At 64.2% G+C, this 25813-nt stretch carries 22 protein-coding genes, 1 tRNA gene and 2 pseudogenes; 15 read left to right on the top strand and 10 right to left on the bottom strand.

All coding sequences use genetic code 11. The features are described 5' to 3' along the window. Window positions 1-153: 153 nt before the first annotated feature. From N2604_RS35775 to N2604_RS35730, 10 genes and pseudogenes are all read left to right on the top strand, one after another. Window positions 154-1403 (top strand): annotated as a pseudogene (locus N2604_RS35775) (MFS transporter). 238 nt (window positions 1404-1641) lie between these two features. Beyond that, window positions 1642-2475 carry an outer membrane protein gene (locus N2604_RS35770; RefSeq protein ID WP_260372632.1) on the top strand — a complete coding sequence of 278 codons (834 nt, stop codon included), beginning with the start codon at window positions 1642-1644 and terminating at the stop codon, window positions 2473-2475. A 168-nt stretch (window positions 2476-2643) separates the two neighbouring features. Then, window positions 2644-3525 carry an outer membrane protein gene (locus N2604_RS35765; RefSeq protein WP_260372631.1) on the top strand — a complete coding sequence of 294 codons (882 nt, stop codon included), beginning with the start codon at window positions 2644-2646 and terminating at the stop codon, window positions 3523-3525. A 69-nt stretch (window positions 3526-3594) separates the two neighbouring features. Continuing rightward, complete coding sequence (locus N2604_RS35760) at window positions 3595-4185, top strand: glutathione S-transferase family protein (protein ID WP_260372630.1); 591 nt, start codon at window positions 3595-3597, stop codon at window positions 4183-4185. Between the two features lie 16 nt (window positions 4186-4201). Next, window positions 4202-4666 carry a GNAT family N-acetyltransferase gene (locus N2604_RS35755; protein ID WP_260372629.1) on the top strand — a complete coding sequence of 155 codons (465 nt, stop codon included), beginning with the start codon at window positions 4202-4204 and terminating at the stop codon, window positions 4664-4666. 157 nt (window positions 4667-4823) lie between these two features. Then, window positions 4824-5030: a hypothetical protein gene (locus N2604_RS35750; RefSeq protein ID WP_260372628.1), complete on the top strand. Its 207-nt coding sequence runs from the start codon at window positions 4824-4826 to the stop codon at window positions 5028-5030. A 79-nt stretch (window positions 5031-5109) separates the two neighbouring features. After that, entirely contained in the window at window positions 5110-6282 is a 1173-nt protein-coding gene (locus tag N2604_RS35745) for a phosphoserine transaminase (RefSeq protein ID WP_260372627.1), read from the top strand. A 206-nt stretch (window positions 6283-6488) separates the two neighbouring features. After that, the gene (serA, locus tag N2604_RS35740) at window positions 6489-8078 is read left to right on the top strand and encodes a phosphoglycerate dehydrogenase (protein WP_260372626.1); all 1590 of its coding nucleotides are present in this window, start codon (window positions 6489-6491) and stop codon (window positions 8076-8078) included. 245 nt (window positions 8079-8323) lie between these two features. Continuing rightward, entirely contained in the window at window positions 8324-9496 is a 1173-nt protein-coding gene (locus tag N2604_RS35735; RefSeq protein ID WP_260372625.1) for a thiolase family protein, read from the top strand. 188 nt (window positions 9497-9684) lie between these two features. Beyond that, on the top strand, window positions 9685-10848 hold the full coding sequence (locus tag N2604_RS35730) for a serine hydrolase (RefSeq protein ID WP_260372624.1): 1164 nt from the start codon (window positions 9685-9687) through the stop codon (window positions 10846-10848). 134 nt (window positions 10849-10982) lie between these two features. Here the strand turns inward: N2604_RS35730 and N2604_RS35725 are convergent, their stop codons facing one another. Continuing rightward, window positions 10983-14315 (bottom strand): PAS domain S-box protein, encoded by a 3333-nt coding sequence (locus N2604_RS35725; RefSeq protein WP_260376380.1) that lies wholly within the window; start codon window positions 14313-14315, stop codon window positions 10983-10985. 669 nt (window positions 14316-14984) lie between these two features. Between N2604_RS35725 and N2604_RS35720 the strand changes: the two genes are divergently transcribed. The 3 genes from N2604_RS35720 (at window position 14985) to N2604_RS35710 (ending at window position 17049) form a co-directional block, all read left to right on the top strand. Beyond that, the gene (locus N2604_RS35720; protein WP_260372623.1) at window positions 14985-15419 is read left to right on the top strand and encodes a phasin; all 435 of its coding nucleotides are present in this window, start codon (window positions 14985-14987) and stop codon (window positions 15417-15419) included. A 345-nt stretch (window positions 15420-15764) separates the two neighbouring features. Then, a tRNA-His gene (locus tag N2604_RS35715) sits at window positions 15765-15841 on the top strand. Between the two features lie 251 nt (window positions 15842-16092). Next, window positions 16093-17049, top strand: a complete 957-nt coding sequence (locus N2604_RS35710; RefSeq protein ID WP_260376379.1) for an IS481 family transposase — start codon at window positions 16093-16095, stop codon at window positions 17047-17049. On the opposite strand, the gene N2604_RS39490 is transcribed toward N2604_RS35710, so the two are convergent. The 6 genes and pseudogenes from N2604_RS39490 to N2604_RS35685 all read right to left on the bottom strand — a co-directional run bounded on the left by N2604_RS39490 (window position 17000) and on the right by N2604_RS35685 (window position 22039). Then, window positions 17000-17236, bottom strand: coding sequence for a DUF4411 family protein (locus tag N2604_RS39490; protein ID WP_311740035.1), 237 nt, complete (start codon window positions 17234-17236; stop codon window positions 17000-17002). The two genes, N2604_RS35710 and N2604_RS39490, sit on opposite strands and share 50 nt — an antisense overlap. Before the next feature lie 136 nt (window positions 17237-17372). Then, window positions 17373-17441, bottom strand: a pseudogene (locus N2604_RS39485) (DUF4411 domain-containing protein); the annotation flags it as partial. 9 nt (window positions 17442-17450) lie between these two features. Further along, window positions 17451-18650: an XRE family transcriptional regulator gene (locus tag N2604_RS35700; RefSeq protein WP_260372622.1), complete on the bottom strand. Its 1200-nt coding sequence runs from the start codon at window positions 18648-18650 to the stop codon at window positions 17451-17453. A gap of 155 nt (window positions 18651-18805) precedes the next feature. After that, a complete protein-coding gene (locus tag N2604_RS35695; RefSeq protein WP_260372621.1) occupies window positions 18806-19210 on the bottom strand; it encodes a nuclear transport factor 2 family protein in 405 nt (134 codons plus the stop codon). 736 nt (window positions 19211-19946) lie between these two features. Next, window positions 19947-20870 (bottom strand): CoA ester lyase, encoded by a 924-nt coding sequence (locus tag N2604_RS35690; RefSeq protein ID WP_260372620.1) that lies wholly within the window; start codon window positions 20868-20870, stop codon window positions 19947-19949. A 2-nt stretch (window positions 20871-20872) separates the two neighbouring features. Next, window positions 20873-22039: a CaiB/BaiF CoA-transferase family protein gene (locus tag N2604_RS35685; protein WP_260372619.1), complete on the bottom strand. Its 1167-nt coding sequence runs from the start codon at window positions 22037-22039 to the stop codon at window positions 20873-20875. A gap of 365 nt (window positions 22040-22404) precedes the next feature. Here N2604_RS35685 and N2604_RS35680 point away from each other — a divergent pair, with 365 nt between their 5' ends. Next, the gene (locus tag N2604_RS35680; RefSeq protein WP_260372618.1) at window positions 22405-22767 is read left to right on the top strand and encodes a hypothetical protein; all 363 of its coding nucleotides are present in this window, start codon (window positions 22405-22407) and stop codon (window positions 22765-22767) included. A gap of 402 nt (window positions 22768-23169) precedes the next feature. Next, on the top strand, window positions 23170-23847 hold the full coding sequence (locus N2604_RS35675) for a ParA family protein (RefSeq protein WP_025032179.1): 678 nt from the start codon (window positions 23170-23172) through the stop codon (window positions 23845-23847). Window positions 23848-23916: 69 nt separating this feature from the next. On the opposite strand, the gene N2604_RS35670 is transcribed toward N2604_RS35675, so the two are convergent. From N2604_RS35670 to N2604_RS35660, 3 genes are all read right to left on the bottom strand, one after another. Continuing rightward, window positions 23917-24063, bottom strand: coding sequence for a hypothetical protein (locus N2604_RS35670; protein WP_260372617.1), 147 nt, complete (start codon window positions 24061-24063; stop codon window positions 23917-23919). 130 nt (window positions 24064-24193) lie between these two features. Beyond that, on the bottom strand, window positions 24194-24349 hold the full coding sequence (locus tag N2604_RS35665) for a hypothetical protein (RefSeq protein ID WP_260372616.1): 156 nt from the start codon (window positions 24347-24349) through the stop codon (window positions 24194-24196). A 283-nt stretch (window positions 24350-24632) separates the two neighbouring features. Beyond that, window positions 24633-25541, bottom strand: coding sequence for a 4-hydroxy-tetrahydrodipicolinate synthase (locus N2604_RS35660; protein ID WP_260372615.1), 909 nt, complete (start codon window positions 25539-25541; stop codon window positions 24633-24635). Window positions 25542-25813: the final 272 nt, after the last annotated feature.

Raw genomic sequence — 25813 nt, 5'->3', positions numbered from 1 at the left:
CGCAGGCCGCCGCCACAAGTCATATGCGATAGCCCTGCCCTCCAGGGGAGGGTAGAACCGGCGCATCCCAGCCATTTGCGATTGACGGTGGTTCGACCGCCGCCCGCATCGTAACTAGCACCTTGCGGCAACGGCCGCGCCGGGATTGCTGCCTTGAACAAGCCTGTCGTCGTCTCAGAGGAAACGCTGACCGAGCCCGTCGTCGTCGCCGACGTGGCGCCGGCCGCCGCCAAGGCGGCGGGGCCGGCTTACATCGTGCTCGCCGGCATCAGCGTCTCGCACTTCCTCAACGACACCATGCAGTCGCTGATCGCCTCGGTGTATCCGATCCTGAAGGACACCTACGCGCTCGACTTCGCGCAGATCGGCATGATCACGCTGGCGTTCCAGTTCACGGCCTCGCTGCTGCAGCCGGTGGTCGGACACTACACCGACAAGAAGGCACAGCCCTATTCGCTGGCGATCGGCATGGCCTCGACCTTCTTCGGCCTCTTGCTGCTCAGCGTCGCGCACCAATATCTCGTCATCCTCGTCGCCGCCGCGCTGGTCGGCCTCGGCTCGGCGGTGTTTCATCCGGAATCGGCGCGCATCGCCCGGCTCGCCTCCGGCGGCCGCTACGGTTTTGCGCAATCGGTGTTCCAGCTCGGCGGCAGTTTCGGTACCTCGATGGGGCCGGTGCTGGCCGCGCTGATCGTGGTGCCGTTCGGGCAGGGCAGCATCGCCTGGTTCTCCACGATCGCGTTTCTCGCGATTCTCATCCTCTGGCGCATCGGCCGCTGGTATGCGCCGCAGATCACGACGAAGAAGGCGGCGCCCGTCGACACCCATCCGGGCGCGCCCAGCTCGCGCCGCGTCGCGGTCGCGCTTCTCGTGCTCGTCGCGCTGTTGTTCTCCAAGCAGCTCTACGTCTCGAGCCTGTCGAGCTACTACATCTTCTACCTGATGGACCGTTTCGGCGTGTCGACGCAGGGGCGCAGATCCATCTCTTCATCTTCCTCGCGGCGAACGCGGTCGGCGCGTTTCTCGGCGGTCCCCTGGGCGACCGTTTCGGCCGCAAGATCGTGATCTGGATCTCGATCCTCGGTGCGCTGCCGTTCACGCTGGCGCTGCCCCATGCCGGGCTCGTTGCCAGCGCCGTGCTCAGCGTCGCGATCGGCCTGATCATCTCCTCGACGACGTCGTCGATCATTGTGTTCGCGCAGGAGCTGGTGCCGCACCGCTTCGGCATGATCTCCGGCGTGTTCTTCGGCGTCGCCTTCGGCATCGGGGGTCTGGGCGCAGCCGTGCTCGGCAAGCTCGCCGACCACACCTCGATCGAGTTCGTCTACCAGGTCTGCGCCTATCTGCCGGCGATCGGGCTGCTCGCGGTGTTCCTGCCCGAGCTGCCGCGGCACGCGCGTTAACGCATCCTCTCTTGCCGCGTTGCGGCTTCACACATCGTTAGGGAATGCGGCGCGGATGACGCATTTCGCGCGGCATTCTTGCAACGCTCACGCGGCGCGCGCGTGTAGGGTCAGAAAAAATCAACCTTAAAAATTAGGGTTAAGTGGCGCTTAAGCATTTGCTGGCATCGTCCTCCCCGTGAGTTTCCAGAACGTGGGGCGCCCGTATTTTGCCTCACCGGCCATAAGGACGAAGCCAATGCGTAGCGTTAAGTCTCTCCTTGCCGCGGGTGCGGCAACCCTGATTTCGTCGGTGGCGTTCGCCGCCGACATGCCGATCGCCGCCCCGCCCCCCATGTACGCGCCGCCGGCTCCGCCCGCCGACTTCGGCGGCTGGTATCTGCGTGGCGACATCGGCATGACCAACCAGAGCGCCAAGCGCATCGAGAGCACCCTGCCGGCAGGGTTCACGAGGACGACAGAGGGCCTCGGCTTCGACTCGTCCCCGCTGTTCGATCTCGGCGTCGGCTATCGCTTCAACAACTGGTTCCGCGCCGACGTCATTGGCCAATACCGGGGCAAAGCCAATCTGCACGGCAGCGACAACGTCGTTGGCCCCGGCTTCGTCGGCGTCAACAACTACAGCGGCAGCAAGTCCGAGTGGGTCGTGATGGCCAACGCCTATGTCGATCTCGGCACCTGGTGGTGCGTCACGCCGTTCATCGGCGCGGGCGTCGGCGGCTCCTACAACAAGATCAGCGGCTTCCGTGACGACGGCGTGTCCTACAACCCGCTGCTCAACAACAGCGTCGCCTACTTCGCCGATAGCGGAAAGTGGAACTTCGCCTGGGCCGCTCACGCCGGTCTCGCCTACAAGGTCAATCCCGGGTTCACGGTCGAACTGGCCTACAGCTACATGAATCTCGGCGACGCCGCGCCAGGCAACTACCGCTTGTTCGACAACAGCGCCTCGGGCCCGACCTCGATCAAGATCAAGGAGCTCACCTCGCACGACGTCAAGCTCGGCGTGCGCTGGGATCTCAACAGCCCGCCGGCCTACGTGCCGCCGCCGCCGCTGGTCACCAAGGGCTGATCGGCAAGCTTATCGGTTAGGACTTCTTAACGGCGCGGGATCCTCCCGCGCCGTTTTGCTTTGCGTATTTTTCATGGCCAGCAGCGAACGAAAGCGCCTGGCGCAACCATTGGTTAAGGTTAACAGGCGATGATCATCGCAACAGTTCGAGTCCGATGGAGCGTGGTGATGCGTAGGCTGGTGTTGGCAGCGGCGATGTTGGGGACGGTATCTGCCGCGCAAGCGGCCGACATGCCGGACCTGCCCGTGCTGCGCGGCGGCTTCACCGACGGTCTGTCGAAGACGAGCCGCAACTGGGATGGCGCTTATGTCGGCGGCAACGCCGGCTACACGACCGACGCGACCGATTTCAGCCAAAGCGTGGTCGGCCTCACAAACTACATCTTCCGCGACAGCGTCCTGCAGCAACCGACCGCGAACTGGTCGCTCTTGAACAAGACCCACACGCAAGGCGTCAATTTCGGCGGCTTCGTTGGCCGCAACTGGCAATGGTACGATGCCATTCTCAGTCTCGAGGGCACCTACAGCTACTTCAACAATCTCTACACGCAGACGAGCGGTCACAACTCGCTCGTCATCACCAACCCGCCCGGCGATAACCCGCCCGCCGGCACGACCGACAATTATAACGTGACTTTGACCGGCACCGCCGCGGCGCAGGTCAAGGACATGATTTCGCTCCGTGGCCGCGTAGGTTGGGATGGCGGTGATTTCATGCCGTATGCCTTCTTCGGTGCCGCGGTTGGGCGGATGGACGTCTCCCGCACGGTGACGAGCGACGTGACGCTCACGCAGATCGTGACGACAACGATCGCCGGCGTTACGACGACCACGTCCAATACGTATGCTGTTCCGGCGCAGTCGCAGACTCAGAGCCAGCACCGGACCAACACTTTCGCGGTCGGTTGGACCGCGGGCCTCGGGCTCGAATACTGCGTTTGGGACGGCTTGTTCGCGCGCATCGAATATGAATATGTGAGATTCTCTCCCGTCATGAACACGCAGGTGACGCTGAACAACGCGCGCCTCGGCCTCGGCTACAAGTTCTGAGCGGTCCGCTTCCTGTTGACAGCTTCGCTTCGTCCTGATGCTCTGTCACCCGAAAGTGGGGCGGCAGCGATGAAGATCTACGGCGACAGCAATTCCGGAAACTGCCTGAAGGTGAAGTGGGTCTGCGACAAGCTCGCTGTGCCCTACCAGTGGATCGAGATCGACACCCGCAAGGGCGAGACGCGCACGCCGCAATTCCTGAGGATGAACGGCGCCGGCCAGGTGCCGACCGTCGAATTCGACGACGGCCGCACGCTGGCACAGTCCAACGCCATCATCCGCTATCTCGCCCGCGACAGTGCGCTCGTTCCGCGCGACGCCTTCACGGCGGCCAAGATGGACGAATGGCTGTTCTGGGAGCAGTACAGCCACGAGCCCTACATCGCGGTGTGCCGCTTCCTCATGGTCTATCTCGGCAAGGACGCCTCCGAGCTCGATCCTGACAAGGTCAAGCGCGGCTATGCGGCGCTCGACCGCATGGAGCAGCATCTCTCGACCAGCCGCTTCTTCGCCGGCGACGAGGTGTCGCTCGCCGACGTGTCGCTGTTCGCCTATACGCGCGTGGCGCACGAAGGCGGCTTCGACCTCGGCCGTTTTGCGTCCGTCCGCCGCTGGATCGGCGAAGTCGAAGCGTTTCTCGGCCTTCCGACGGCGCGCTGAGGTTGGAATGTTCGATATGAGCGCCGAATCGGTCTCCATCCGTCCCGCGCGCCGCGACGACGTCGCCGCGATCGTTGCGATGCTCGCCGACGATCATCTCGGCCGCGCACGCGAGCGCGCGGAGGATCCGTTGCCGGCCGTATATTACGACGCATTCGCGCGGGTCGAGCGCGATCCGAATCTCACGCTGGTCGTGGCCGAGAGCGCGGGCAGGGTGGTCGGCTGCCTGCAGCTGGCGATCCTGGCGGGCATCAGCTCGCAAGGCGGATCGCGCGGTCTGCTCGAGGACGTTCGCGTTGCCGCTGATTGTCGCAGCCGCGGCATCGGCGAGCAATTGGTGCAATGGGCCGTGACGGAAGCAAAGGCGCGCGGCTGCAATCTGGTCGAGCTGCTGACGCATCAGACGCGCGTCGATGCGCAGCGCTTCTACAAGCGGCTCGGATTCACAGCGAGCCATGTCGGTATGACTGTCCGCTTTTGATCCAGCACCACGTCGCCGTTGCGCAATCAGCGAAATCGGATCGCGTGTTCGTTCATGTTAAGAGCCGGTAAACTACCCGGCCGTCGTTCACGTTGATGAAGGAACGAACGGTGCTACGCAGCGTCGGGCACCGAGCTCGGTCGGTTCGGGGATTTCGATGACAAGCTATTCCATCATCAAGGTCGGTAACGACTACGTCGTGCAGGCCAACGACAAATGCATTTTGAAGGTCGGCAGCCGCCGTCGGGCCGCGCAATTGATCAGCGATGCCACGGACTTGCTGAATGCGCTCGCTGTCGTCGAGGCCCCTGATATTGCACCGGAAGCGCCATCAATGGCGCGCGAGGCCCCGGAACTTCCTTGACGGACCTTCCCGATTCCCGTATCAGCCGCGGCGGGACACCTCCCCCCAACGGGAGGCTTACTATCTGGAAGGGTAGATCATGACTGTAGCGAAGCCCGCTTCGCGGCCGACCGTGCCGCATTTCTCCTCCGGCCCCTGCGCCAAGCGCCCCGGCTGGAACGCCCAAAATCTCAAGGACGCAGCCCTCGGCCGCTCGCATCGCGCGAAGATCGGCAAGTCCAAGCTCAAGCTCGCCATCGACCTCACCCGCGAAGTGCTCGAGGTCCCCGCCGACTACCGCATCGGCATCGTGCCGGCCTCCGACACCGGCGCGGTCGAGATGGCGCTGTGGTCGCTGCTCGGCGCACGGCCCGTCACCACGCTCGCCTGGGAATCCTTCGGCGAGGGCTGGGTCAGCGATATCGTCAAGGAATTGAAGCTCAAGGACGTCACCAAGCTCAATGCGGCTTACGGTGAGATCCCGGATCTGTCGAAGGTCGATCCCAAGACCGACGTCGTCTTCACCTGGAACGGCACCACTTCGGGCGTGCGCGTGCCGAACGCCGACTGGATCAGCGCGAGCCGCGAAGGCCTGACCATCTGCGACGCGACCTCCGCCGCGTTTGCGCAGGCGCTCGACTGGGCCAAGCTCGACGTCGTCACCTTCTCCTGGCAGAAGGCGCTCGGCGGCGAGGCCGCGCACGGCATGCTGATCCTGTCGCCCCGCGCGGTGGAGCGGCTCGAGACCTACAAGCCGGCCTGGCCGCTGCCGAAGATCTTCCGCATGACCAAGGGCGGCAAGCTCAACGAAGGCATCTTCGTCGGCGAGACCATCAATACGCCGTCGATGCTCTGCGTCGAGGATTATCTCGATGCGCTGAACTGGGCCAAGTCGATCGGCGGCCTCAAGGCGCTGATCGCGCGCGCCGACGCCAACACCAAGGTGCTCGCGGACTGGAAGGCGAAGACGCCCTGGATCGATTTCCTCGCCAAGGATGCCTCGATCCGCTCCAACACCTCGGTGTGCCTGAAGTTCACCGATCCTGCGATCACCTCGCTCTCCGAGGACGCGCAGGCGGAGTTCTCGAAGAAGCTGGTGGCCCTCGTCGAGAAGGAAGGCGCCGGCTACGACTTCGCCTATTACCGTGATGCGCCGGCTGGCCTGCGCATCTGGTGCGGCGCCACGGTGGAAGCAAAGGACGTCGAGCTGCTGACGCAGTGGATCGACTGGGCCTTCGCCGAGACCAAGGCCGCCCTCGCGAAGGCGGCCTGAGTTTTCACCTCTCCCCGTACTTACGGGGAGAGGTCGGATCGCGCAGCGATCCGGGTGAGGGGCTCTCTCCATTTGCGCCTTCGCCCGCGGCTGCCCCTCACCCCAACCCTCTCCCCGTAAGAACGGGGAGAGGGAGAAGTGCTCCGAGACATTCACCCATCCGGTCTTAAGGCCCTTTCTTTGAGGAAGGCAGAGGACACATCCCCATGACCAAACCCAAAGTTCTCATTTCCGACGCGCTCTCGCCCGCAGCCGTGCAGATCTTCAAGGACCGCGGCGTCGAGGTCGACTTCCAGCCCAATCTCGGCAAGGACAAGGACAAGCTCGCCGAGATCATCGGCAATTACGACGGCCTTGCGATCCGCTCGGCGACCAAGGCGACCGCCAAGATCCTCGAGAAGGCGACCAGGCTGAAAGTGATCGGCCGCGCCGGCATCGGCGTCGACAACGTCGAGATCCCGGCCGCGACGGCCAAGGGCATCATCGTGATGAACACGCCGTTCGGCAATTCAATCACGACCGCCGAGCACGCCATCACCCTGATGCTGGCGCTGGCCCGCGAGATCCCGCAGGCCGACGCCTCGACGCAGGCCGGCAAGTGGGAGAAGAACCGCTTCATGGGCGTCGAGATCACCGGCAAGGTGCTCGGGGTCGTCGGCTGCGGCAATATCGGCTCGATCGTCGCCGACCGCGCGCTCGGCCTCCGCATGAAGGTGATCGCGTTCGATCCGTTCCTGTCGCCGGAGCGCGCCAAGGACATCGGGGTCGAGAAGGTCGAGCTCGACGATCTGCTCAAGCGCGCCGATTTCATCACGCTGCACACGCCGCTGACCGAGAAAACGAAGAACATCATCGACGCAGCCGCGATCGCCAAGATGAAGAAGGGCGTGCGCCTGATCAACTGCGCCCGCGGCGGCCTCGTCGACGAGCAGGCGGTGGTCGATGCGCTCAACGCCAAGCACATCGCGGGCGCGGCCTTCGACGTCTTCGTCGAGGAGCCCGCGACCAAGAACGTGCTGTTCGGCCATCCCAACGTGATCTGCACGCCGCATCTCGGTGCCTCCACCACGGAAGCCCAGGAGAACGTCGCGCTCCAGGTCGCCGAGCAGATGTCGGATTACCTGCTCACCGGCGCGATCTCGAATGCGGTCAACTTCCCCTCGATCACGGCGGAAGAAGCCCCGAAGCTGAAGCCGTTCATCGCACTCGCCGAGAAGCTCGGCTCGTTCGCCGGCCAGCTCACCGAGAGCGGCATCCTCAAGGTCGAGATCACCTATGAGGGCCACGTCGCCGAGATGAAGATCAAGGCGATCACCTCGGCCGTGCTGTCGGGCCTGCTGCGCCCGATGCTCGGCGAGGTCAACGTCGTGTCGGCGCCTGTTGTCGCCAAGGAGCGCGGCATGGTGGTGGACGAGATCGTCCGCGCCGCCCAGAGCGACTATGAAAGCCTGATCACCGTCACGGTTGCGACCGAACGCCAGGAACGCTCGGTCTCCGGCACCGTCTATCACGACGGCAAGCCGCGCCTCGTCGACGTCAAGGGCATCCGCGTCGATGCCGAGTTCGGCAAGTCGATGATCTACGTCACCAACGAGGACAAGCCGGGCTTCATCGGCAAGTTCGCGGGGCTTCTGGGCGATGCCAAGATCAACATCGCGACCTTCCATCTCGGCCGCGTCGCCCCCGGCAGCGATGCCATCGCTCTCGTCGAGGTCGACGGCGCCGTGCCGGCCGACGTGCTCGCCAAGGTGCAGGCCCTGCCGCAGGTCAAGCAGGCCAAGGCGCTGACGTTCTGACGTGCCGTCATTCCGGGGCTCGCGAAGCGAGAACCCGGAATCTCGAGATTCCGGGTTCGATGCTCACGCATCGTCCCGGAATGACGATCATCATATCATATATTCCGACACGCGGAACAACGCCGTCTCCATCGCCGGAGGCGGCGTTTTTATTTTCCCCGCCCCTCCAATCTTTGTGTACCAATGGCGCCCAGAACGCCTCGTAACTACGCTCCGTTCAAAATCGTTCGACAAGGGAGAAAACAATGCGTGAAGCCGTCATCGTTTCCTATGCGCGCACGGGCCTGGCGAAATCCGGCCGCGGCGGGTTCAACATCACGCCGCCGATGTCGCTCGCGGCCCACGCCATTCACCACGCGGTGGACCGCTCCGGCGTCGACAAGGACTATGTCGAGGACTGCTATCTCGGCAATTGCGCTCACGGCGCGCCGAACATCGGCCGCCAGGCCGCGCTGCTCGCCGGCCTGCCGAAGACGACCGCCGGCGTGTCGGTGAACCGCTTCTGCTCCTCTGGCCTGCAGACCATCGCGATGGCCGCCAACTCGATCCGCTCCGACGGCGCCGATTGCATCGTCGCCGGCGGCGTCGAGAGCATCTCGATTCCGGGCGGCGGCACGCCGAAGGAATCGATCGATCCGGAGCTGCTCAAGGTCGCCCCCGACATTTTCATGGCGATGATCGACACCGCCGACATCGTTGCCGAGCGCTACAAGCTCAGCCGTGAATATCAGGACGAGTTCTCGCTGGAATCGCAACGCCGCATGGCCGCGGCCCAGCAGGCGAACAAGTTCAAGGACGAGATCGTCCCGATGAAGACCAAGATGAAGGTCGTCGACAAGCAGACCAAGGCCGAGAGCATCGTCGACTACGTCGTCGATCGCGACGAATGCAATCGCCCCGACACCACGATGGAAGGCCTTGCCAAGCTCGAGCCGGTGAAGGGCCCGGGCAAGTTCGTCACCGCCGGCAATGCCAGCCAGCTCTCGGACGGCGCCGCCGCCGTGGTGCTGATGGAGGCCAAGGATGCCGAGAAGCGCGGCCTCAAGCCGCTCGGCCGCTTCGTCGCCTGGGCCACCGCCGGCTGCGAGCCGGACGAGATGGGCATCGGCCCGGTGTTCGCGATTCCGAAGCTCTTGAAGCGCACCGGCCTCAAGATCGACGACATCGACCTGTGGGAGCTCAACGAGGCCTTCGCCAGCCAGTGCCTGTACTGCCGCGACCAGCTCGGCATCGATCCCGCCAAGTACAACGTCAACGGCGGCTCGATCGCGATCGGCCATCCCTTCGGCATGACCGGCGCCCGTCTCACCGGCCATCTGCTGCAGGAAGGCGCTCGCCGCAAGGCCAAATGGGGCGTGGTGACGATGTGCATCGGCGGCGGCCAGGGCGGCGCCGGCCTGTTCGAGATCTACAGCTGATCCACGCCGCAGCAATGCGAAAGGGCACGGCGCCGCAAGCGCCGTGTTTTTTTTGAGCGCTGCGGGAACTTGCAGCGCTTTTCACGATCAAATCACGCGATCAACCTCTACGGTGCCATTCTAATAAAGACAACTGCAACGAAAGATGCTAGAGCTTGCTTGCGATGCAGCTGCAATGGGGGGCCCTAATGGCCTTTTCGGACCCGAGCTCGGCGATCCAAAGCATCATAGACGGCGCCGTCAGCGATTACATGGGGATGGCAGTCTACGTCTTCACGGACTTTGACGGCTCCGGCGCTCCCTCCGCAAAGTTCTTCTCTCCCTCTACTGCAGTCTGGGACTCGAACCATCAAGTCGTGGACCCTGCGCAGCTGCCGAATACCCTGTTCGAAATCGGATCCATCTCGAAGGTTTTCACATCCAGAATTTTCTACGCTCTTCAGGGCACATATGATGGAAATACGATTGGGTCCTGCATGCCATCGATTTCGCTGCCGACAGCGATAAGCGGGATTCCGGTTGCCGACATCGTCACTTATGCTTCGGGGTTCCCGCAGGACAATGGCGAGCCTCCCGATCCACGGGGACAATTCTGCCCGCCTGGCAACTTGCAGAACTTCACCGAGCTCGTCGCTTGGTTCAACAGCGGACAGCACTCGGCCTGGATCTGTCCGCCGGGCCAGTGTTACACGTATTCAAACCTTGCCTGGTCTCTCCTGGCTATTGCCGGCGTCAACCCGCAGAACACCTACGTCGACGTCTATGACGAGTACAACGTGCAACTCGCGGAGCTGTGCGCGGATCTCGGCATGGGCAGCACCGCGTTGTTCACGACGAGCCAAGTTCCCGGCATGGCGTGTGGATATGACGGGACGCAGCCTTTCCAAGTGGGTCAGAGCTATTTGCCGTGCCCACCGATGGAGTTCGGCAGCGGGTCGATCGTCAGCTGCGCCTCGGACATGCTGCAATGGCTGCTCTACAACATGGGCCAATTGCAGCCTTCACCGACGGAATTCGCCATCCTGCAGACGCAGCAGCAGGCCGGCCCGGCCCGCGGCAAATGCGGTACGACGGACACCTGCCAGGTGCAGTCGCAGGGTCCCACGGTCGGAATTGGATGGTTCTTTCCGAAAATCGCCGGCGCGGCGGGACGTGTTTTGTCGAAAGATGGCGGCGTCCCAGGGTTCAGCTCGTGGATGGGATTTGAGAGCTGGGTTCAAAACGGTGCAAATGCTCCGTCGAGCAATGGCGTGGTGGTTTTGTCCGCCGGCAGCCTCGCCGCGCCAGTGGGACAGAAAATCATGTCCGTTCTTCTGTCCGCCGAGGTCGAAGGTGGTCTGTCGTCGAGTTGACCCCAAGTCGGCTCCAAGTCGGCTCGCCTTTTCGACAATGGCGGCGCAATCCTTGTCGAACGACAGCAGCCGGCTGAAGATCGAAGTGAGCAGGTTTTTTGGAGACGGTCCGCGCGGCTTAAGCGTGCCGCGCCCTACGCCCCCGCCAGCGCGGGCGCGAGCACCACCTCGATCAGCGTGCCGTGGCCGGCGCTCTTGATGTTGAATCGCGCGCGGTTGGCTTCGACCAGCGCTTTCGTCAGCGACAGGCTCAGTGCCGAATTGTCTGCGGCATCGCCCGGCGGCGGGGTGCGGAACGGCTCCATCGCGGCAGCGACTTCGCGCTCGGAAAGGCCATGGCCGGTGTCGCGGATGCGAAGCGCGATCTCGCCGCGGTCGGTCAGCGCGGTCGAGACGATGACCTGGCCGCCGGCGCTGGCGAGCCGGATCGAGTTCGAGATCAGGTTCATGGTGATCTGCCGCATCGCGCGCGCATCCACGCTCACCTGCGGCAGCGCATGGGCGAGCGAGGTGCGGATGATGATGCGCTCGCGGTTGGCCTGCGGCTGCATCACCGTCACGCAGGCTTCGACCAGGTCGTTGAGGTTCAAATTCGAGAAATTCAGGTCGAGCTTGCCGGTCTCGATCCGCGACAGCTCCAGCAAATCGTCGATGATGGCGATGACACGCTCGCCGGAGGCGCGGATGTCCTTCATGTATTCGCCGTAGCGCTCGTTGCCGAGCGCGCCGAAGCGCTCGGAGATCATCACCTCGGCAAAGCCGATGATGGCGTTGAGCGGCGTGCGGATCTCGTGGCTGATGCGGGCCAGCATGTCGGCCTTGGCGTTCGCCGCACCGTCGACGAGGCGGCGGGCCTGGGTCAATTCGCTCTCGCCCTTCTTGGCGTGCGAGAGATCGCGGAACACGGCGAAGAAGTTCGGCCCGTCCGGCCGCGTGCGGCCCATGATCATCGCGAGCGGGATGACGCCGCCCTTCTTCTCGCGGCCCAGCACCTCGCGGCCGTGATCGAGCAGGCTGGAGATGTCCTGGCTCTTCAGGCTTTGCAGATAATCGGCGACGATCTGCTGGCTCTCCGGCACGAACAGCGTCAGCAGATGCTGCTGCAGCAGCGCCTCGCCGTCATAGCCGAACAGCGCCTCCGCGCTGCGGTTGCAGGCGTGGATGTTGCCTTCGGCATCGAACATCACGATGCCCTCGGCCGTGGTGTCGAGGATGGCGGCGAGATCCTCGGCCTCGGCTTCGCCGGCCGCAGGCTCCGCGTCCGCGGCGTCAGGCTCCGCTTGCACCACGGTCTCCGCGACGGCAGCCGCCGCGGCGATCGGCGCCGCCTGCGGCAGCGCGCAGATCAGCGCATGCGCGCCGTCGCCGTCCCAGTCGATCGTGTGCAGATGCGCTTCCGTCGTCGCCAGCGGCGTTTCGCCATTCGGAGCCGTCGCGCTGATCGTCACAGGCGTGCCGTCTTGCGAGGTGCTGCTGGCCGCCGACACGCCCGGCTCGACATAGAGCGCATCCAGCCCGCCGGCATGCTCCAGCGCGTTCAGGCTGTCATAGCCCATGCGGGCGAGGAAGGCGGGATTGGCGTAGAGCAGGCGGTCGAGCCGATAGATCAGGATGCCTGATGGCAACAGGTCGAGCAGCGTGCGGTCGCGCGCGCTCATTCCGCGCGGTGGCGGTGCCGGGTCGGTCAGCCATTCGGCTGCCGCCTGCGGCGGCTCCGGCTCTGGTGCTTCGGCTGCGATCTCCGCCGCCGGCTCGGCGGCGCCACTCGCGATGGTCTCACGCTCGCGTTCGAGCCGCTCGGACAATTGCCGCGCGAGCTCGTTGAACGCGCTGTTCTCGACCGGTGTCAGCGTCGGAGGCCGCGTATCGCCGGCGGCGCGGAACGGCACGACATTGGGAGGCGTTTCCACGGGCGTGTCCAGTTCGGTTGGGTGTGAAGTCGTCTCGCTTATGGGCTCTGGTAGCTCAGGCTGGGGTGCCGGCTCGGGCTCGGATGGCGCGATCGGCGGCGGCGCCGCCACTGCTTCGGGCTCGGCCTCTGCTTCCGCCGCCGCTTCGGCCTCGGCCGCCGCATCGGGCGGGACGGCGTCAGCGGAGCGATCCTGCGCCGGCGGTTCGACGAGCAGCTCGAAGCGCCTGAGCGCCTCGAGCCGGTTGAGCGCGTCGAGATCGCGGCAGACGCCAAAGCCGCGGAAGCCGGCGAACTGACGGTTGCGGTCATAGACCGGCAGTCCGGCGAGCTCGACCGGAATGTGCTCGCCGCCGTCGGCCGGCCAGTTCACTGTGATGCCGGCCCAGGTGTCCTTGCTTTCGAGCGCCTTTGCCACGCGCCCCTCGGGATCGAGCGAGAATTCCGCGGCGATCTCGCGCCAGGGGCGGCCGAAGCCGGCGGCCGTGTGCGTGCCCATCAGGCGGATGAATTCATCGGAGCCGAGCATAAAGCGGCCCTCTTCATCCATCTGCCAGAGGAAGCGCAGTGGATGCTGACGCGGTGCGGGCGGCTCTTGCTGGCCCCAAGAGTTCTGGTCCGAAGAATTCTGGCTCGAAGAGCACTGGCCCGAAGTCGGCTCGACCATGCCTGCATTGATCGGCGCGGGCTGCGGCGACACAATGGCTTGCGGCTGGTTTTCAACCGGAGTTTTGGGCGCCTCCGGGACATTCGGCTCGTTCGTCTCGACCGGTGCCTCGGCCGGCTCGGCGAAAGCGTCGAACAGCGCGATCGCAGACGGCGCCTCGTCCGGAGGCGCCGGCTGCGTGCCCTCCGGCGCTGCGGCCGCAGCCGCGACCCTAGGCGCGGCATCGCGCGCCGCTGTGGTGGCGGCCGGCTCGATCAGCGCGACCAGGCCGACATCCGCGCCTTGGCCGACCCGTTGCAGCACCATCTGGCCGATGCCGATCGGCGTCGCGGCGCGGCCGGTGGCCAGCGCATCGCTGCGGGCCCGGTCCAGGCCGGCCTCGAACAGGTCGCGGAAGCCGAGCAGGGAGTGCGCAGCCTCGCTCGCGCCGACGAACAATCCGTCCGGCGCGAACGCCGCCATCGGCACCTTGGCGCCGGCGACCAGCCGATGCAGCCGCTCGACCAGCGGCATGGTGCGCAGCGTCGGGTCCATCGCGATGACGAGCACCGCATGGCCGCCATCGGCAAAGTCGAGCCGCGCGCAGGCGCAGGTCATCAGCGCCCCTAGCCGGGCGCCGAAGCCGCGCAGCCGCTCGAGCCGCATGGCGCCGCCTCCCGGCAGCTGGCGGGCGAGCCGCACGACCTGGCGGCGATGGCTGTCGGCGGGGCCGAACACCTTGTCCGCAAGGCCGGCGCTGTTGGCCGCGCCGAATAGCTTGGCGCCGACCGGATTGGCCCACAGCACGCGCGCGCCGTCGGTCGACCACAGCCAGGCCGGCAGGGCAGAGGTCGCATGCACGACCAGCCGCGGATCGCCCACCCCTCGCAACTGGAAATCCGAACGCGTCATCAGGCCGGCTGTCACTCACGCATCAGGTGTGGCGGCTGCCGGGAATGACAGCCTTAAGAAAGGGTTAGTATCGCCCGGAAGGCGCGACCAGGTCCACGGCCCAAAGCCCGCAAGCGCCCCCCAAGCGGCGATAACCTTAATCCCGCCACCCCCGCAAGCCGAGCCGATGTTGCATCCAAGGGATTCGCGTCACCAGGCCGGCTTGCGAGGAGATGCACCTTGCGGCATCCGCGGTGCCCATCCTCCCCTGGAGGGGGAGGATCGGTTCGCACGCAGCGCAGCGGAGAGCGAACCGAGGTGGGGTGACAGTCTCTCCCCACAGGCGGTCCCCGCGGGGAGAGATCACCCCACCCCGCTCGCGCTGCGCGCGATCGACCCTCCCCCCTCCAGGGGAGGGTAAGAAAGCCGCCGCTTCCAGCCCTCAACCCGTGGCTCCCGCTGCGGAACCTCACCCCTCATCTGGATTAAATTTCGCATCGCACGTCTCTGCCGCGTTGCGATGCACAATGTTGACATGATAGGCAGCCATAGTTGTGGCGCTGGGCGAGCCATCTCGAATTGTTTCGCGTTTCCAGTCTTCGTTCCCGCTCAATGCGAGGGGCCCATGGTCGGGGCCGGCGGGCGCGCCAGAAGGCTCACTCCATTTTTTCTTTAGCGTGAGGGACCAACATGACAGGTGCGACTGATCCGTTTTCTGCCTCGATCATCCCGTTCGAGGTTCCCGAGCAGATGCGTGCGTTCGCCGAGAAGGGCGTGTCGCAGGCCCGCGAGAACTACGCCAAGTTCAAGGACGCCGCCGAGACCCACAACGGCACCGTCGAGGCCGTCTTCACCTCCGCCTCCAAGGGCGCGAGCGAGTACACTGCCAAGCTGGTCGAGTTCATGAAGGCCAATTCCAGCGCCCAGCTCGACTTCGCCCAGCAGCTGTTCGGCGCCAAGTCGCCGTCGGAAGCGCTGGAGCTGTGGACCGGCCACACCCGCAAGCAGTTCGAGACCTTCCAGGCCCAAGCCAAGGAGCTGGTCGAGCTCACCCAGCGCGTCGCCGCCGAGACCGCCGAGCCGATCAAGGCCAGCGCCTCGAAGTACTACCAGCCCGCCGCCTGAGCGGAGCGGCCGGTTTGAGCCAGCGAAACCCGGGCCCGAAAGGCCCGGGTTTTTTCTTCGCCTCTCCCGCGCGCGGGAGAGGCCGGCGCCAGGCGATGCGAAGCATCGCAGGGCGACGGGTGAGGGCTCTTTCCCCCCGGGGAGTGCCGCCAAAGGTGGTAGAGGCAGCGCAACACCTCGATGCCGGCCACCCCACCCGATTTCCTCGCACCGAGGGTGATTTCCGCCGGTTTTTCACCCCATTGCGGCCTTGCCAAACCGGGCCGTTGCACCTAGTTTCCGCCCCGTCCAGCCCCCTCGGTGACCGGCCTTTTCAAGGCGCCCCAAGGCGCGGCTCGCAAGGATGCAGTTGTAGCTCAGTTGGTTAGAGCGCCTGTCTGTGGAACAGGAGGTCGGTGGTTCGAGCCCACCCAACTGTACCAGCGCAGCCGGTATCATTGTCAGCGATGCTTCGGTCGAGCCCGAAGGTCCCAAGGGATCGTCGGTCGGGGCGACGGGAATCCTCTAAGGCAACGCCGCGTGAAGCGCTGGCCAATTGTCCCCCGTTCAGTTTCAAGGTGCCCAACCTGTTTTGAAACCGAGCGCCCTAGTTGTGGTCTTTCAGGAGGTTGTCCATTCGGCCCTGACCGGGAACTCTGAAGTCGCCAAACCACAGCGATTCGCGGAGAACCGAATGGACACCCACAAGAATGCTCCCCTGACACCGAAAGGTCGAGAGGCGATGGTTCGTGCCGTCGTGGATTTCGGCCTGTCCAAAGCAGCCGCGGCGCGCCAGTTCAATACGACGCCGAAAACGGTTGCCAAATGGGTCGGCCGTTTCCGCATGGAAGGCGTTGATGGCTTGCGCGACCGCTCGTCACGACCTCATTCACTGCCGAGCCAAACAGAGCCTGCCACATGCACCGCTGTTGAGGTCTTGCGGCGCCAGCGCCACACCGGCAAGCAGATCGCGGTCGAACTCAAGATATCGACGGCCACTGTGAGCCGCATTCTGCGTCGTTTGGGACTGAACCGGATACGCGACCTGGAGCCGGCCGAGCCGGTGCGCCGCTATGAGCGCGAAACGCCGGGCGAGATGATCCACATCGACATCAAAAAGCTCGGCCGCTTCGACAAGATCGGCCACCGCATCACCGGCGATCGCACCGGTCAGAGCAACAACCGAAGGGTCGGCTGGGAATTCGTCCACGTCTGCATTGACGATCACTCCCGCGTCGCCTTCTCCCAGATCTTGCCCGATGAAAAAGCCGAGAGCGCCGTAGCCTTCCTCAAAGCGGCCATTGATTATTACAAAGGCCTCGGCGTCACCGTCACCCGGGTCATGACCGATAACGGCAGTTGTTACAAAGCCTTCGACTTCCGCGACGCCTGCCAGGAGCTCGGCCTCAAGCACAAGCGAACCAGGCCTTATACGCCCAAAACCAATGGCAAGGCCGAACGCTTCATCCAGACCGCGCTCAGGGAGTGGGCCTATGCGCAAGCCTATCCCACCTCCGACCGCCGCGCAGAGGAGTTGCCCCGTTGGCTCCATCGATACAACTGGCATCGCCCCCACGGCGGGATAAGATCTCAAACGCCGATCAGCAGGCTCGGTCTAACCGAGGACAACCTCTTGAGGCTCCACACCTAGTCATCGCGAACGTATGGCAGCACGACACGCCCATGGTGCTGCAGACGTCGGGTATCCGCCGGTTCTGACGCTGCTTTCTCAGTGAGGAGACCTCCGTCGTTACCACGCACCGTTCGGCCGGTGAGGCCAAGGCGTAGGCGATTAGGAATGGATCGCGGCCAATTTGAAGAATCTCGTCGTCTGTCAAATCTGCCGCATACCCTTCGTTGATAACGCGCGCCACGAGCGCTGGATCGGCTTCCTCGTCGAAGAGCAGCGCCTGTTTGCGGCATTTTGAGTTCGCCGATGGTGCCCTTGTGCGCGATCCAAGCCCAAAACTCTGGTACGCCATCGACGGGATAGTATAGGTTGTGGGCGGTAATCAGTACGTTGGCGTCCAGCAGGTAGAGCATTCTTGGTCCCTACGCCGCGCGACCTGGAAGGCCAGCCACATTCAGCAAGGGAGCAACGCTCCTCGGTTTAACTCCAAGGACCTGGCCGGCTTTTGTTGGGGTCAGCGCTCCATCGCTCATATTGCGCGACACGAAGTTGAGCAATGCCGAACCTAGTCGATGCCGGCGAACCACGTAGTAGTCGGGTCCGGTGCTATCATTTTGTCGCTCGCGCTGAGCGTCCCGACTTTTCCGCCACTGTGCGAGAAACAACGCCGACACGGTCCGCCACGTTGCCTCCGTTATGATGTCTGCCCGAAAGAGGTTGTAGGCCACCATCGACGCGCTCAGATGACGCTCCCGCGCAAAGTCACCGATGCGCTTTGCGGCGGTATCGTCATCAGTCTTTCGGTCGACCTGGACTAAGGCCAGCTCATTCGCAGGCAAGAGAAAACCACTGGCCACATCATTGCAGAATGTTTCTATCTGCGCCTCTGCAAAACCGCCGCTGACGCCAGTAGCCCCAAGCCACAGGTGCGCCAATTCATGCACTAAAGTGAACGACCACGCGGATCGAGCGTCTTGGTCGTTTAAAACAACAAACGGTGCAATGTTGTCGGACAGAGCAAATCCGCGGAAGGTTTCCACGTCGATCGCAGTGTGATGGCTGCCAAGGTTGCCAATGAGAAGGACGAAGACGCCGGCCGCCTCGACTCGCGAACGCAGCAAAGCGAATGCGCTCTCCGGGGACGCTTGGGCCCGAAACTCAGCCAAGTCCAGTTTGATTGTGCGCCGAATTGAAGACAACACTGCGCCAACTCCGTCGCGCATGCTCATTGACGCAACGAACGGCAAAGGCTCTGCTTCTTCCTCATCCGCCAGAACGGCGCGGACTGTATTTTGCCTGGCGCCTATGTCGCGCACCAATGCGTCCACCAAGCCATGTGTGTCTCGGAGGCGATCCGGAAGATTTCGGAAATCTTCGCCACGATCGCCTTTCCTCGGAGGAGCGCTCATGTAGAATGTGACGAGCGGCCGCCTGTACTGTTTGGCCATCCTGACCAGCAGGCTTCGGCTAGGCTCCCTTTCGCCAGCTTCGATTGAGGCCAGACGGTCGACCGCAGCGATCCCTCGCGCCTCGTTTATGCCTAGGCGTTGAACGGCGTCCGCCAGGGAAAGCCCTGCGGTTTCTCGCGCCCAAGTCAAAATTTCTGGGTTCACTCTTGGCATGCACTGACTTTGCACGAGCCCTGCGCTCGATCAATGGGGCGGCATCCGATTTATTACACGGCCCATCGTGCGCCCTTCGCTATCATTTGTCGATCTGGCCACTCTTCGGCAGCGCCTTCGCGCGAGAGGAGGCTCCAACCCTATGCTATCGCGCGTCAGGAGATCACCGCCTTGATCTGCGCGGTATCCGCAAACTCGATCAGCTCGGCGATCTTGCCATCCTGAAATCTGAACAGGTCCAGGATTTCGGTGCTGAAAGTCTTTCCGCTCGGATTGTATCGAACGAGAACCCGGGAATGGACTGCGACGCGATCTCCGTCGACCAGCTCAGCCAGGATCTCGCGGCTTTCGAAGCCGAAGGTGTCAGTGAACTGAGTGAAAGCCGCGCGCAGGGTCGGGTGGCCCTCCATGCGCCCCGTCAGTTCGAGCGCGCTCTTATCGCCCGTCAAGGTGAAGTGGCCCTCGGGATGAAAAGCCGTCACCAAGCCCTCGATGTCGCCCTTGCCGCGCGCGGCGTAGGCGGTCCTGATCAATGCAAGCATCTCTTCGCGCTGTGCCATGTGCCCCTCCCTGTAATGTGTATCGGGGCAGCCTAGCGACCTTTGCGTGCAAAGGCAAAATGATTGGAACCGTGCTGTCCTACCTCCCTCTCGCCACGACCCACACCACCACCGGCAACGTCACCGCCGCCAGCAGCGTCCCCAGCGCCACTGCGCCGGACACCGTATTACGGTGACAGTGCCACAGCATCGGGCGACATCGATGTTGTCACCGCAACCCCTGTCACCGTAACCCCGCGCAGTACTATGCGAGCCGCTTGAGTTTCCCGGAAAGTCTCCATGCGCTCTCCTGAACGCTTATATCCAAGCCGCGCGAGCGAATTGTGGGCCTCGCGTTCGGCTGGACAAATTCGCCATTTGGAGTAGCCTTTTCAGACACGGCAACATGTTAGCGGAGGTTCTCCGTGGAACATCGCGGCGTAAGCTTCTCGGTCGTTGAGATGAGCTACCCGGCTGGTTGGAAGTGGACTGTCGGAAAGGGCCGAACAGTGTCGGTCGGTGTCTGTGCGACGAGGCTCGACGCGATCCGCCAGGCTCAGACCTTCATCGACGCGATCATGGACTGGGCTGCCTAGGCCTCGTCCTTCGAGACGGCTGCTTCGCAGCCTCCTCGGGATGAGGCTCAACGGCATTGGTGCCCGTCGAAACTGCCGCCGCGCACGCCATCCTCATCCTGAGGGCCCGCGAAGCGGGCGTCTCGAAGGATGCGCCGCAGGGGGACTCAACCCCAACGCCGCTACGACCCCAGCCCGATGATCCGGCGCGCCATGCGCACGTTGGCATAGTCGATCATCTTGCCGTCCAGCGTCGCCGCGCCCTGGCCCTGCGCCTCGGCCTGCTCCATCGCTTCGACGATCCGCCGCGCCTGGGCCAGCTCCTCGGCTGACGGCGTGAACGCGCGCAGCGTCACCTCGATCTGGTCGGGATGGATCACCTGCTTGCCGTCAAAGCCCATCGCCGCGGCCTTTTGCGCGCTGGCCTCAGTCAGCCTGGCATCGCGGAATGCGCCGCAGGGGCCATCGATGGCGCGCAGGCCGAAGGCGCGCGCGGCGACCAGCAGGCGCATCATGGGATAGGCGAACAGGTCGAGCGGCGCGGCGGCGTAGCCGCTCTGCGCGGAGCCGACGTGGCGATAGCCGTCCGGCGAGATGCCGATGTCGGAGGTGCGGGCGCCCAGCGAGGCTGCGAGGTCGCCGACGCCGAGATGCAGCGCGGCCACGCTGTCGTGGCAGGCGGCGAGCGCGTCGACATTGACGAGACCGAGCGCGGTCTCGATCAGCAGCTCGAGCGTAACAGGCGCGGCGCGATCGGGCGCGGCTGCACGGAAGCGATCGGCGATGGCGACGATGTCGCTCACCCGCTCCGCCTTCGGCACGATCAAGGCATCCAGCCGGGGCAGGGCCGCCAGGGTGCGGATCTCCTCCGCAATGAACGGGCTGCCATTGGCATTGAGCCTGATTGCGACGTGCTTGTTGCTCCAGTCGAGCGAGGACAGCGCGCGGACGGCTTCCTGCAGCGCAACGCCCTTCTGGCCTGCCGGCACGGCGTCTTCGAGGTCCATGAACACCGCGTCCGCCAATGATGCCGCCGCCTTGGCAACGACACGGGCGCGATGGGCGGGAACGGCGAGATAGGCCCGCGTCGGCCGGAGCGAGACCATTCTCACGTTCCCTTAACGAGGCCGAGTTCGCCGAGGATCGCCTCGTTATGCTCGCCGACGTCAGGCACCGGATCCATCCGCGGCGTCACGCCGGGAATCGTGAGCGCGGGCAGGAAGCTCATCACCTCTCCGCACGGCGATCCCACGCTTCTCACCCGCGCGCGGGCATGAAGCTGCTCATGAGCTAAGAAAGCCTCGACCGAATTCAGATGCGCGTTGGCGATCGCGGCTTCGTCCAGCAGCCGCAGCACCTCCTCGCTGGTCATGGATGCAAAGCGCTGCTCGATATGCGCCTGCAGCTCGTCGCGGTTCTGCATGCGCAGCGGATTGGTGCGGAAGCGCAGGTCGTCGGCAAGTGCGGCATCGCCGAGCACGATGCGGCACAGCGACCGCCATTCCCGGTCGTTCTGGATACCGAAGAAGATGGTGTTGCCGTCGCCGACCCGGAAAGGGCCGTAAGGCGCGATCGTCGCATGCTTGGCGCCGGTGCGCGGCAGCGGCCGGCCGGTACTCTCAGTGTAGAAGGCGGGATAGCTCATCCAGTCCGTGATGGAATCGAACAGCGAGGCCTGGAACGCCGTGCCTTTGCCGGTCCGCTCGCGGGCGTACAGCGCCATCAGCAGGCCGTTCAGGATGTACATGCCGGTGGCGATATCGACGACGGAAAGCCCGACCTTCGCCGGCTCCGCCTCGGTGCCGTTGATGGCGAGCACGCCGGCCTCGCACTGCACCAGCAGATCGTAAGCCTTCTTGTCGCTGTAGGGGCCATCAGTGCCATAGCCGGAGACGTCGCAGGCGATCAGACGCGGAAATCTGCGCAGCAGCGATGCGGCATCGAGGCCGAGCCGCTCCGCCGCGCCGGGCGCGAGATTCTGGATGAAGACATCCGCCCGCGGCAGCAAGGCATCGAGCACCTTGCGACCCTCGGGGCTCTTGATGTCGATGGCAAGGCTTTCCTTGGAACGGTTGGTCCAGACGAACTGGCTCGACATGCCGTTCATCACATGATCGTAGTCGCGGCAGAAATCGCCGGTCCCCGGCCGCTCGATCTTGATCACCCGCGCGCCCCAGTCGGCGAGGTGCCGGCTCGCCAGCGGCGCCGCGATCGCCTGCTCCAGCGAAACCACCGTCACTCCCGACAGCGGCAGCTCCGCCTCATTCCCCGTCATGCGATCGCCTCCACTCCCGCTCGCTTCTGATCAGCGCAGGAGAACGAGCACCACCCACGCGCATTTTGATGGTGACATCTTGCCCCTGTTTTGCCCGACGAGTCAAATTTGGCTTCGAAAAATCCTAAGATTTGGCGACGTGAGCGTTTGCAATGACTTGGCTACTGTGCATGGGGTTGTTTTCGCAGTTTTGTGTTGGGGGCCCCGACAGCGGCGCCTTCGTCGCGTTGCCCCGGAACTGTCGAGGCTCCTGACCCCGCCCTGTTGCCGAGACCGCACACGTGCCGGCTTTCGCGATTCCCCTCGGTTGCCAACGAACCGAGGTTCACCCACTATTCGCACCGACTCGTCATGTGGGGGGATCGATGCCGGCGTTTCGCTTGAAGTCCTTTGCCAAGCCCTTGGCCGTTGCAAGCCTCGCGCTTGCCCTGGCCGTCCTGGCGCTGCCGCGCGCCGGTTTCGCCTACACCCAGGAGGAGCAGCAGGCCTGCACGCCGGATGCGATGCGGCTGTGCAGCGAGTTCATCCCGAACGTCGATGCCATCACCGCCTGCATGATCAAGAAGAAGGCGCAGCTCTCGCCGCAATGCGCGGTGTTCTTCCGCCGCGGACCGGAGCCCGGCCAGACCCGTGCCGGCAAGCCGACCAGCATCGCGCCCAAGACGGCGTCAACGACCGCGAAGAAGACCGCCAAGCCGGCCACGAAGAAGAAATCCAGCCAGGGCTAAGCGCCTTAGCGATCGTTCCTGTCTTGAAATCCCGCCGAAGGCGCCGGCGCGCTTCGGCCGTGAATCAGCTTCGCGACAGCCGCCGGACTCGTTTTGTTCGCAACGCGCCCGGTAGGCTTGCGCTGATCGACGAGCGCGCCGCGTCCGAAAAGAGCCGCGGGCAGGTTTACGCGGCAAGGTTGCATTCCGCTTTGTCCCGTTCGTTGCTCAAAAAACGCACAAACGCTGGCACCAGCGGCATTTCGGTGCGGCGAGTGTCTGCCTCCTGCGAAGCAGTGTGACTCAAAAGCCAACACGTCTTGTTATTTCGTGGCTGTCGCGCAACCCCCGACAAATTTTTCTTTCACGAATCAGCGGCGTGATTCATTTTCGCGGCCTGGGGTCAATCTGGAGGCCGAAGGTATGAACGTCATTGTTTTTGCATCGCGTAAAGGCGGCTCGGGCAAGAGTACCCTGGCTGCACATCTTGCTGCGCAGATCAAGGCAAGCAAGCAGGTCATGCTCGTGGACGCCGATCCGCAGGGCTCGCTCACGCTGTGGCACAAGCTGCGTGGCACCAACGAGCCGCCGATCAAGGCGGCCGTCAACTCCGTCAGCGGCATCGTCTCCGCTGCCAAGCGCGACGGCTACGAATGGGTGTTGATCGACACGCCGCCGAACCTGTCGGCCGTCGTCGACGACGCGATCAAGAATGCCACCATGGTGGTCATTCCCGCCCGGCCCGGCGTGTTCGACGTCAACGCGGTGCAGGAAACCATTCAGATGTGCCGCGCGGCGCGCAAGCCCTACGCGGTCGTGCTCAACGGTGCTCCGGCCAAGCGCGACGAAGCCGAAAGCCCGATCGTCACCATCGCCCGCGAAGCCCTGGCGAAATTCCGCGCTCCGGTGTGGGGCGGCCAGATCACCAATCGTTCGGATTTGTTGATGGCGCTGAGCCACGGCGAAGGCGCGCGCGAGTATCAGGCCGAGAGCCGTGCGGCTCAGGAAATCGCCAGGCTCTGGGCGGCGATCGAGCGTTCGGTGAAGGCTATTCGCGGCACGGCGTCGGCATCCGGCGCAATGCACAAGCAGGCTGCTTAATTTTCATTGTTTCATTTCAAGAGGCGAAAAACGCGCGGAAGTCCGCGCGTTTTGCGTTTCTGCTTTCGCTCACGCCACCATCAGCATGTAGAACACGATGACCGGCGACAGGGTCAGGATCACCGACCAGATGCCGACGGCCCAAACAATGTCCTCGGTGGTAAAGCCCTGCTGTTCGGCGTCGAAATGCGACGCCATTTCATTCTGACTATTCACAAACGCCCCCGCGATTTCTTCGCTTATGGGGGTCAGTGATAGCAGCGATGTTTTAAGATCCGGATCGCATCGGCCGGTGCATTTTGAACACAGGTGCTACCACGGATTAACCATCCCGCGCGCGCCGGCCTCAGCCGACCAGCCAGACGCGAAACAGCAGCACCGGCATCAGGCCGAGCATCACCGCCCAGAACCCGAACGACGAGACGACGAGAATTCCCTGCAAGAGATCGGCGGGCGCGAACTGGCTCGCGGCCGTAGGCCGGTTGCGATACCCCATGGTCATTCCCCCTTCGGTGACTTTGAAGACAACGATAGGCGCGTCGCGTAAACGAGACGTGGATGCGGATTGCCGCAGCTGCGAAGGCCGTTGGGGCGCGGTTAACCAAAAGCGGCGCTCTCTTACCCTGCCCTGGAGGGGGAGGGTCGCTCCACATGAAGCGAAGCGGAATGGGGAGCGGGGTGGGGTGACGGTCTCTCCACATCCAACACTGCCCGTGTTGAGAGATACCCCACCCCGCTCGCGCTACGCGCGATCGACCCTCCCCCTCCAGGTGAGGGTGGAAGCGCTACGCCGCGACCTTCATCCGTTGCTCAATCTCCCGATCGATCGTTGCCGCGAGCTCGCTGCTTACTTCCACCATCGGCAGGCGCACCTCGGGGCTGTCGATCAGGCCGGCTCGCCACAGCCAGTACTTCGCCGGCGCGGGGCTCGGCTCGGCGAACAACAGCCGCGTCAGCTCGGCCACTTCGTTCCAACGCGCCAGCGCCGCATCGTGATTGCCGCGCTTCGCCTCCGTGTACACGGCCGCGAACGTCGCGGTCTCGACATGGGCCGACAGCATGATGCCGCCGTCGGCGCCGTCACCGAGCGCCTCGAGATAATTGGCGTCCTCGCCGGTGAGCACGCGAAAGCCCTTCGGCCGGTCGCGCAAGAGCGCGATCGATTGCTCCCGGCTCGCGCCGCAATCCTTCAGCCCGATGATGTTCTTGTGCGCGGCGAGCCGCAGCATGGTCTGGTTGGTGATGTTGACCGCGCAGCGATAGGGAATGTTGTAGAGCGCGATCGGCCATGCCGCATGGTCGGCGAGCGCCTCGAAATGCGCCAGCAGGCCGCGCTGCGACGGCCGCACATAAAAGGGGCTGGCGATCAGGTAGCCGTCGATCGGCCAGTCCGCGGTCTCGTCGAGGCGCTCTTGCAGGCGCGAGGTGTCCGCGCCCGACAGCCCGAGGCAGATCGGCAGGTTGCAGCCGCCGGCCGCCATCTCCTCGCGCACCACGGCGACGAGACGTTCGAGCTCGGCCGCGCGCAGCGTCATGCCTTCACCCGAGGTCGCGCCCAGGATGAAGCCGTCGATGCCCTGCGCGCCGTAGTGCCGCGTCAGCCGTCGCAGCGACCTCTCGTCAAGCGCGCCGTCCTGGAACGGCGTCACCAGCGGCAGCCACAGCCCGTGCAATTGGTCTCGAAGTCCGGTCATGTTTCCATCTCCTTCTCGGGAAAAGCCTGAGACGGAGGGCACATGAAAAAACCCCGTCCCGGCGGCGGGGTTTTCGAAGATTTGCCGCGATGACGAAGTCAGCTAGCGCGCGCAAAGATCCGAGGCCCCGGGATGGGGGCCTTTTTTCGAGATTGCTGCGCACGACTTCGTGATCATGTGTAAATGATGCGGGGTAGGCCTGGAACTGTCAATACACGCGGAGGGCGAAGCCACATTTTGACGAAAAAAAGCCGGACCCGAGGGCCCGGCTT

The organism is Bradyrhizobium sp. CB1015, assembly GCF_025200925.1.
Lineage (GTDB): Bacteria > Pseudomonadota > Alphaproteobacteria > Rhizobiales > Xanthobacteraceae > Bradyrhizobium.
This window is presented reverse-complemented; position numbering and strand designations above follow the sequence as displayed.

Bases quoted from the DNA above. Each gene is read 5' to 3' on its own strand.
- N2604_RS35770 (WP_260372632.1), top strand. From the start codon at position 1,642: ATGCGTAGCGTTAAGTCTCTCCTTGCCGCGGGTGCGGCAACCCTGATT.
- N2604_RS35765 (WP_260372631.1), top strand. From the start codon at position 2,644: ATGCGTAGGCTGGTGTTGGCAGCGGCGATGTTGGGGACGGTATCTGCC.
- N2604_RS35760 (WP_260372630.1), top strand. From the start codon at position 3,595: ATGAAGATCTACGGCGACAGCAATTCCGGAAACTGCCTGAAGGTGAAG.
- N2604_RS35755 (WP_260372629.1), top strand. From the start codon at position 4,202: ATGAGCGCCGAATCGGTCTCCATCCGTCCCGCGCGCCGCGACGACGTC.
- N2604_RS35750 (WP_260372628.1), top strand. From the start codon at position 4,824: ATGACAAGCTATTCCATCATCAAGGTCGGTAACGACTACGTCGTGCAG.
- N2604_RS35745 (WP_260372627.1), top strand. From the start codon at position 5,110: ATGACTGTAGCGAAGCCCGCTTCGCGGCCGACCGTGCCGCATTTCTCC.
- serA (WP_260372626.1), top strand. From the start codon at position 6,489: ATGACCAAACCCAAAGTTCTCATTTCCGACGCGCTCTCGCCCGCAGCC.
- N2604_RS35735 (WP_260372625.1), top strand. From the start codon at position 8,324: ATGCGTGAAGCCGTCATCGTTTCCTATGCGCGCACGGGCCTGGCGAAA.
- N2604_RS35730 (WP_260372624.1), top strand. From the start codon at position 9,685: ATGGCCTTTTCGGACCCGAGCTCGGCGATCCAAAGCATCATAGACGGC.
- N2604_RS35725 (WP_260376380.1), bottom strand. From the start codon at position 14,315: ATGACGCGTTCGGATTTCCAGTTGCGAGGGGTGGGCGATCCGCGGCTG.
- N2604_RS35720 (WP_260372623.1), top strand. From the start codon at position 14,985: ATGACAGGTGCGACTGATCCGTTTTCTGCCTCGATCATCCCGTTCGAG.
- N2604_RS35710 (WP_260376379.1), top strand. From the start codon at position 16,093: ATGGACACCCACAAGAATGCTCCCCTGACACCGAAAGGTCGAGAGGCG.
- N2604_RS35700 (WP_260372622.1), bottom strand. From the start codon at position 18,650: ATGCCAAGAGTGAACCCAGAAATTTTGACTTGGGCGCGAGAAACCGCA.
- N2604_RS35695 (WP_260372621.1), bottom strand. From the start codon at position 19,210: ATGGCACAGCGCGAAGAGATGCTTGCATTGATCAGGACCGCCTACGCC.
- N2604_RS35690 (WP_260372620.1), bottom strand. From the start codon at position 20,870: ATGGTCTCGCTCCGGCCGACGCGGGCCTATCTCGCCGTTCCCGCCCAT.
- N2604_RS35685 (WP_260372619.1), bottom strand. From the start codon at position 22,039: ATGACGGGGAATGAGGCGGAGCTGCCGCTGTCGGGAGTGACGGTGGTT.
- N2604_RS35680 (WP_260372618.1), top strand. From the start codon at position 22,405: ATGCCGGCGTTTCGCTTGAAGTCCTTTGCCAAGCCCTTGGCCGTTGCA.
- N2604_RS35675 (WP_025032179.1), top strand. From the start codon at position 23,170: ATGAACGTCATTGTTTTTGCATCGCGTAAAGGCGGCTCGGGCAAGAGT.
- N2604_RS35665 (WP_260372616.1), bottom strand. From the start codon at position 24,349: ATGACCATGGGGTATCGCAACCGGCCTACGGCCGCGAGCCAGTTCGCG.
- N2604_RS35660 (WP_260372615.1), bottom strand. From the start codon at position 25,541: ATGACCGGACTTCGAGACCAATTGCACGGGCTGTGGCTGCCGCTGGTG.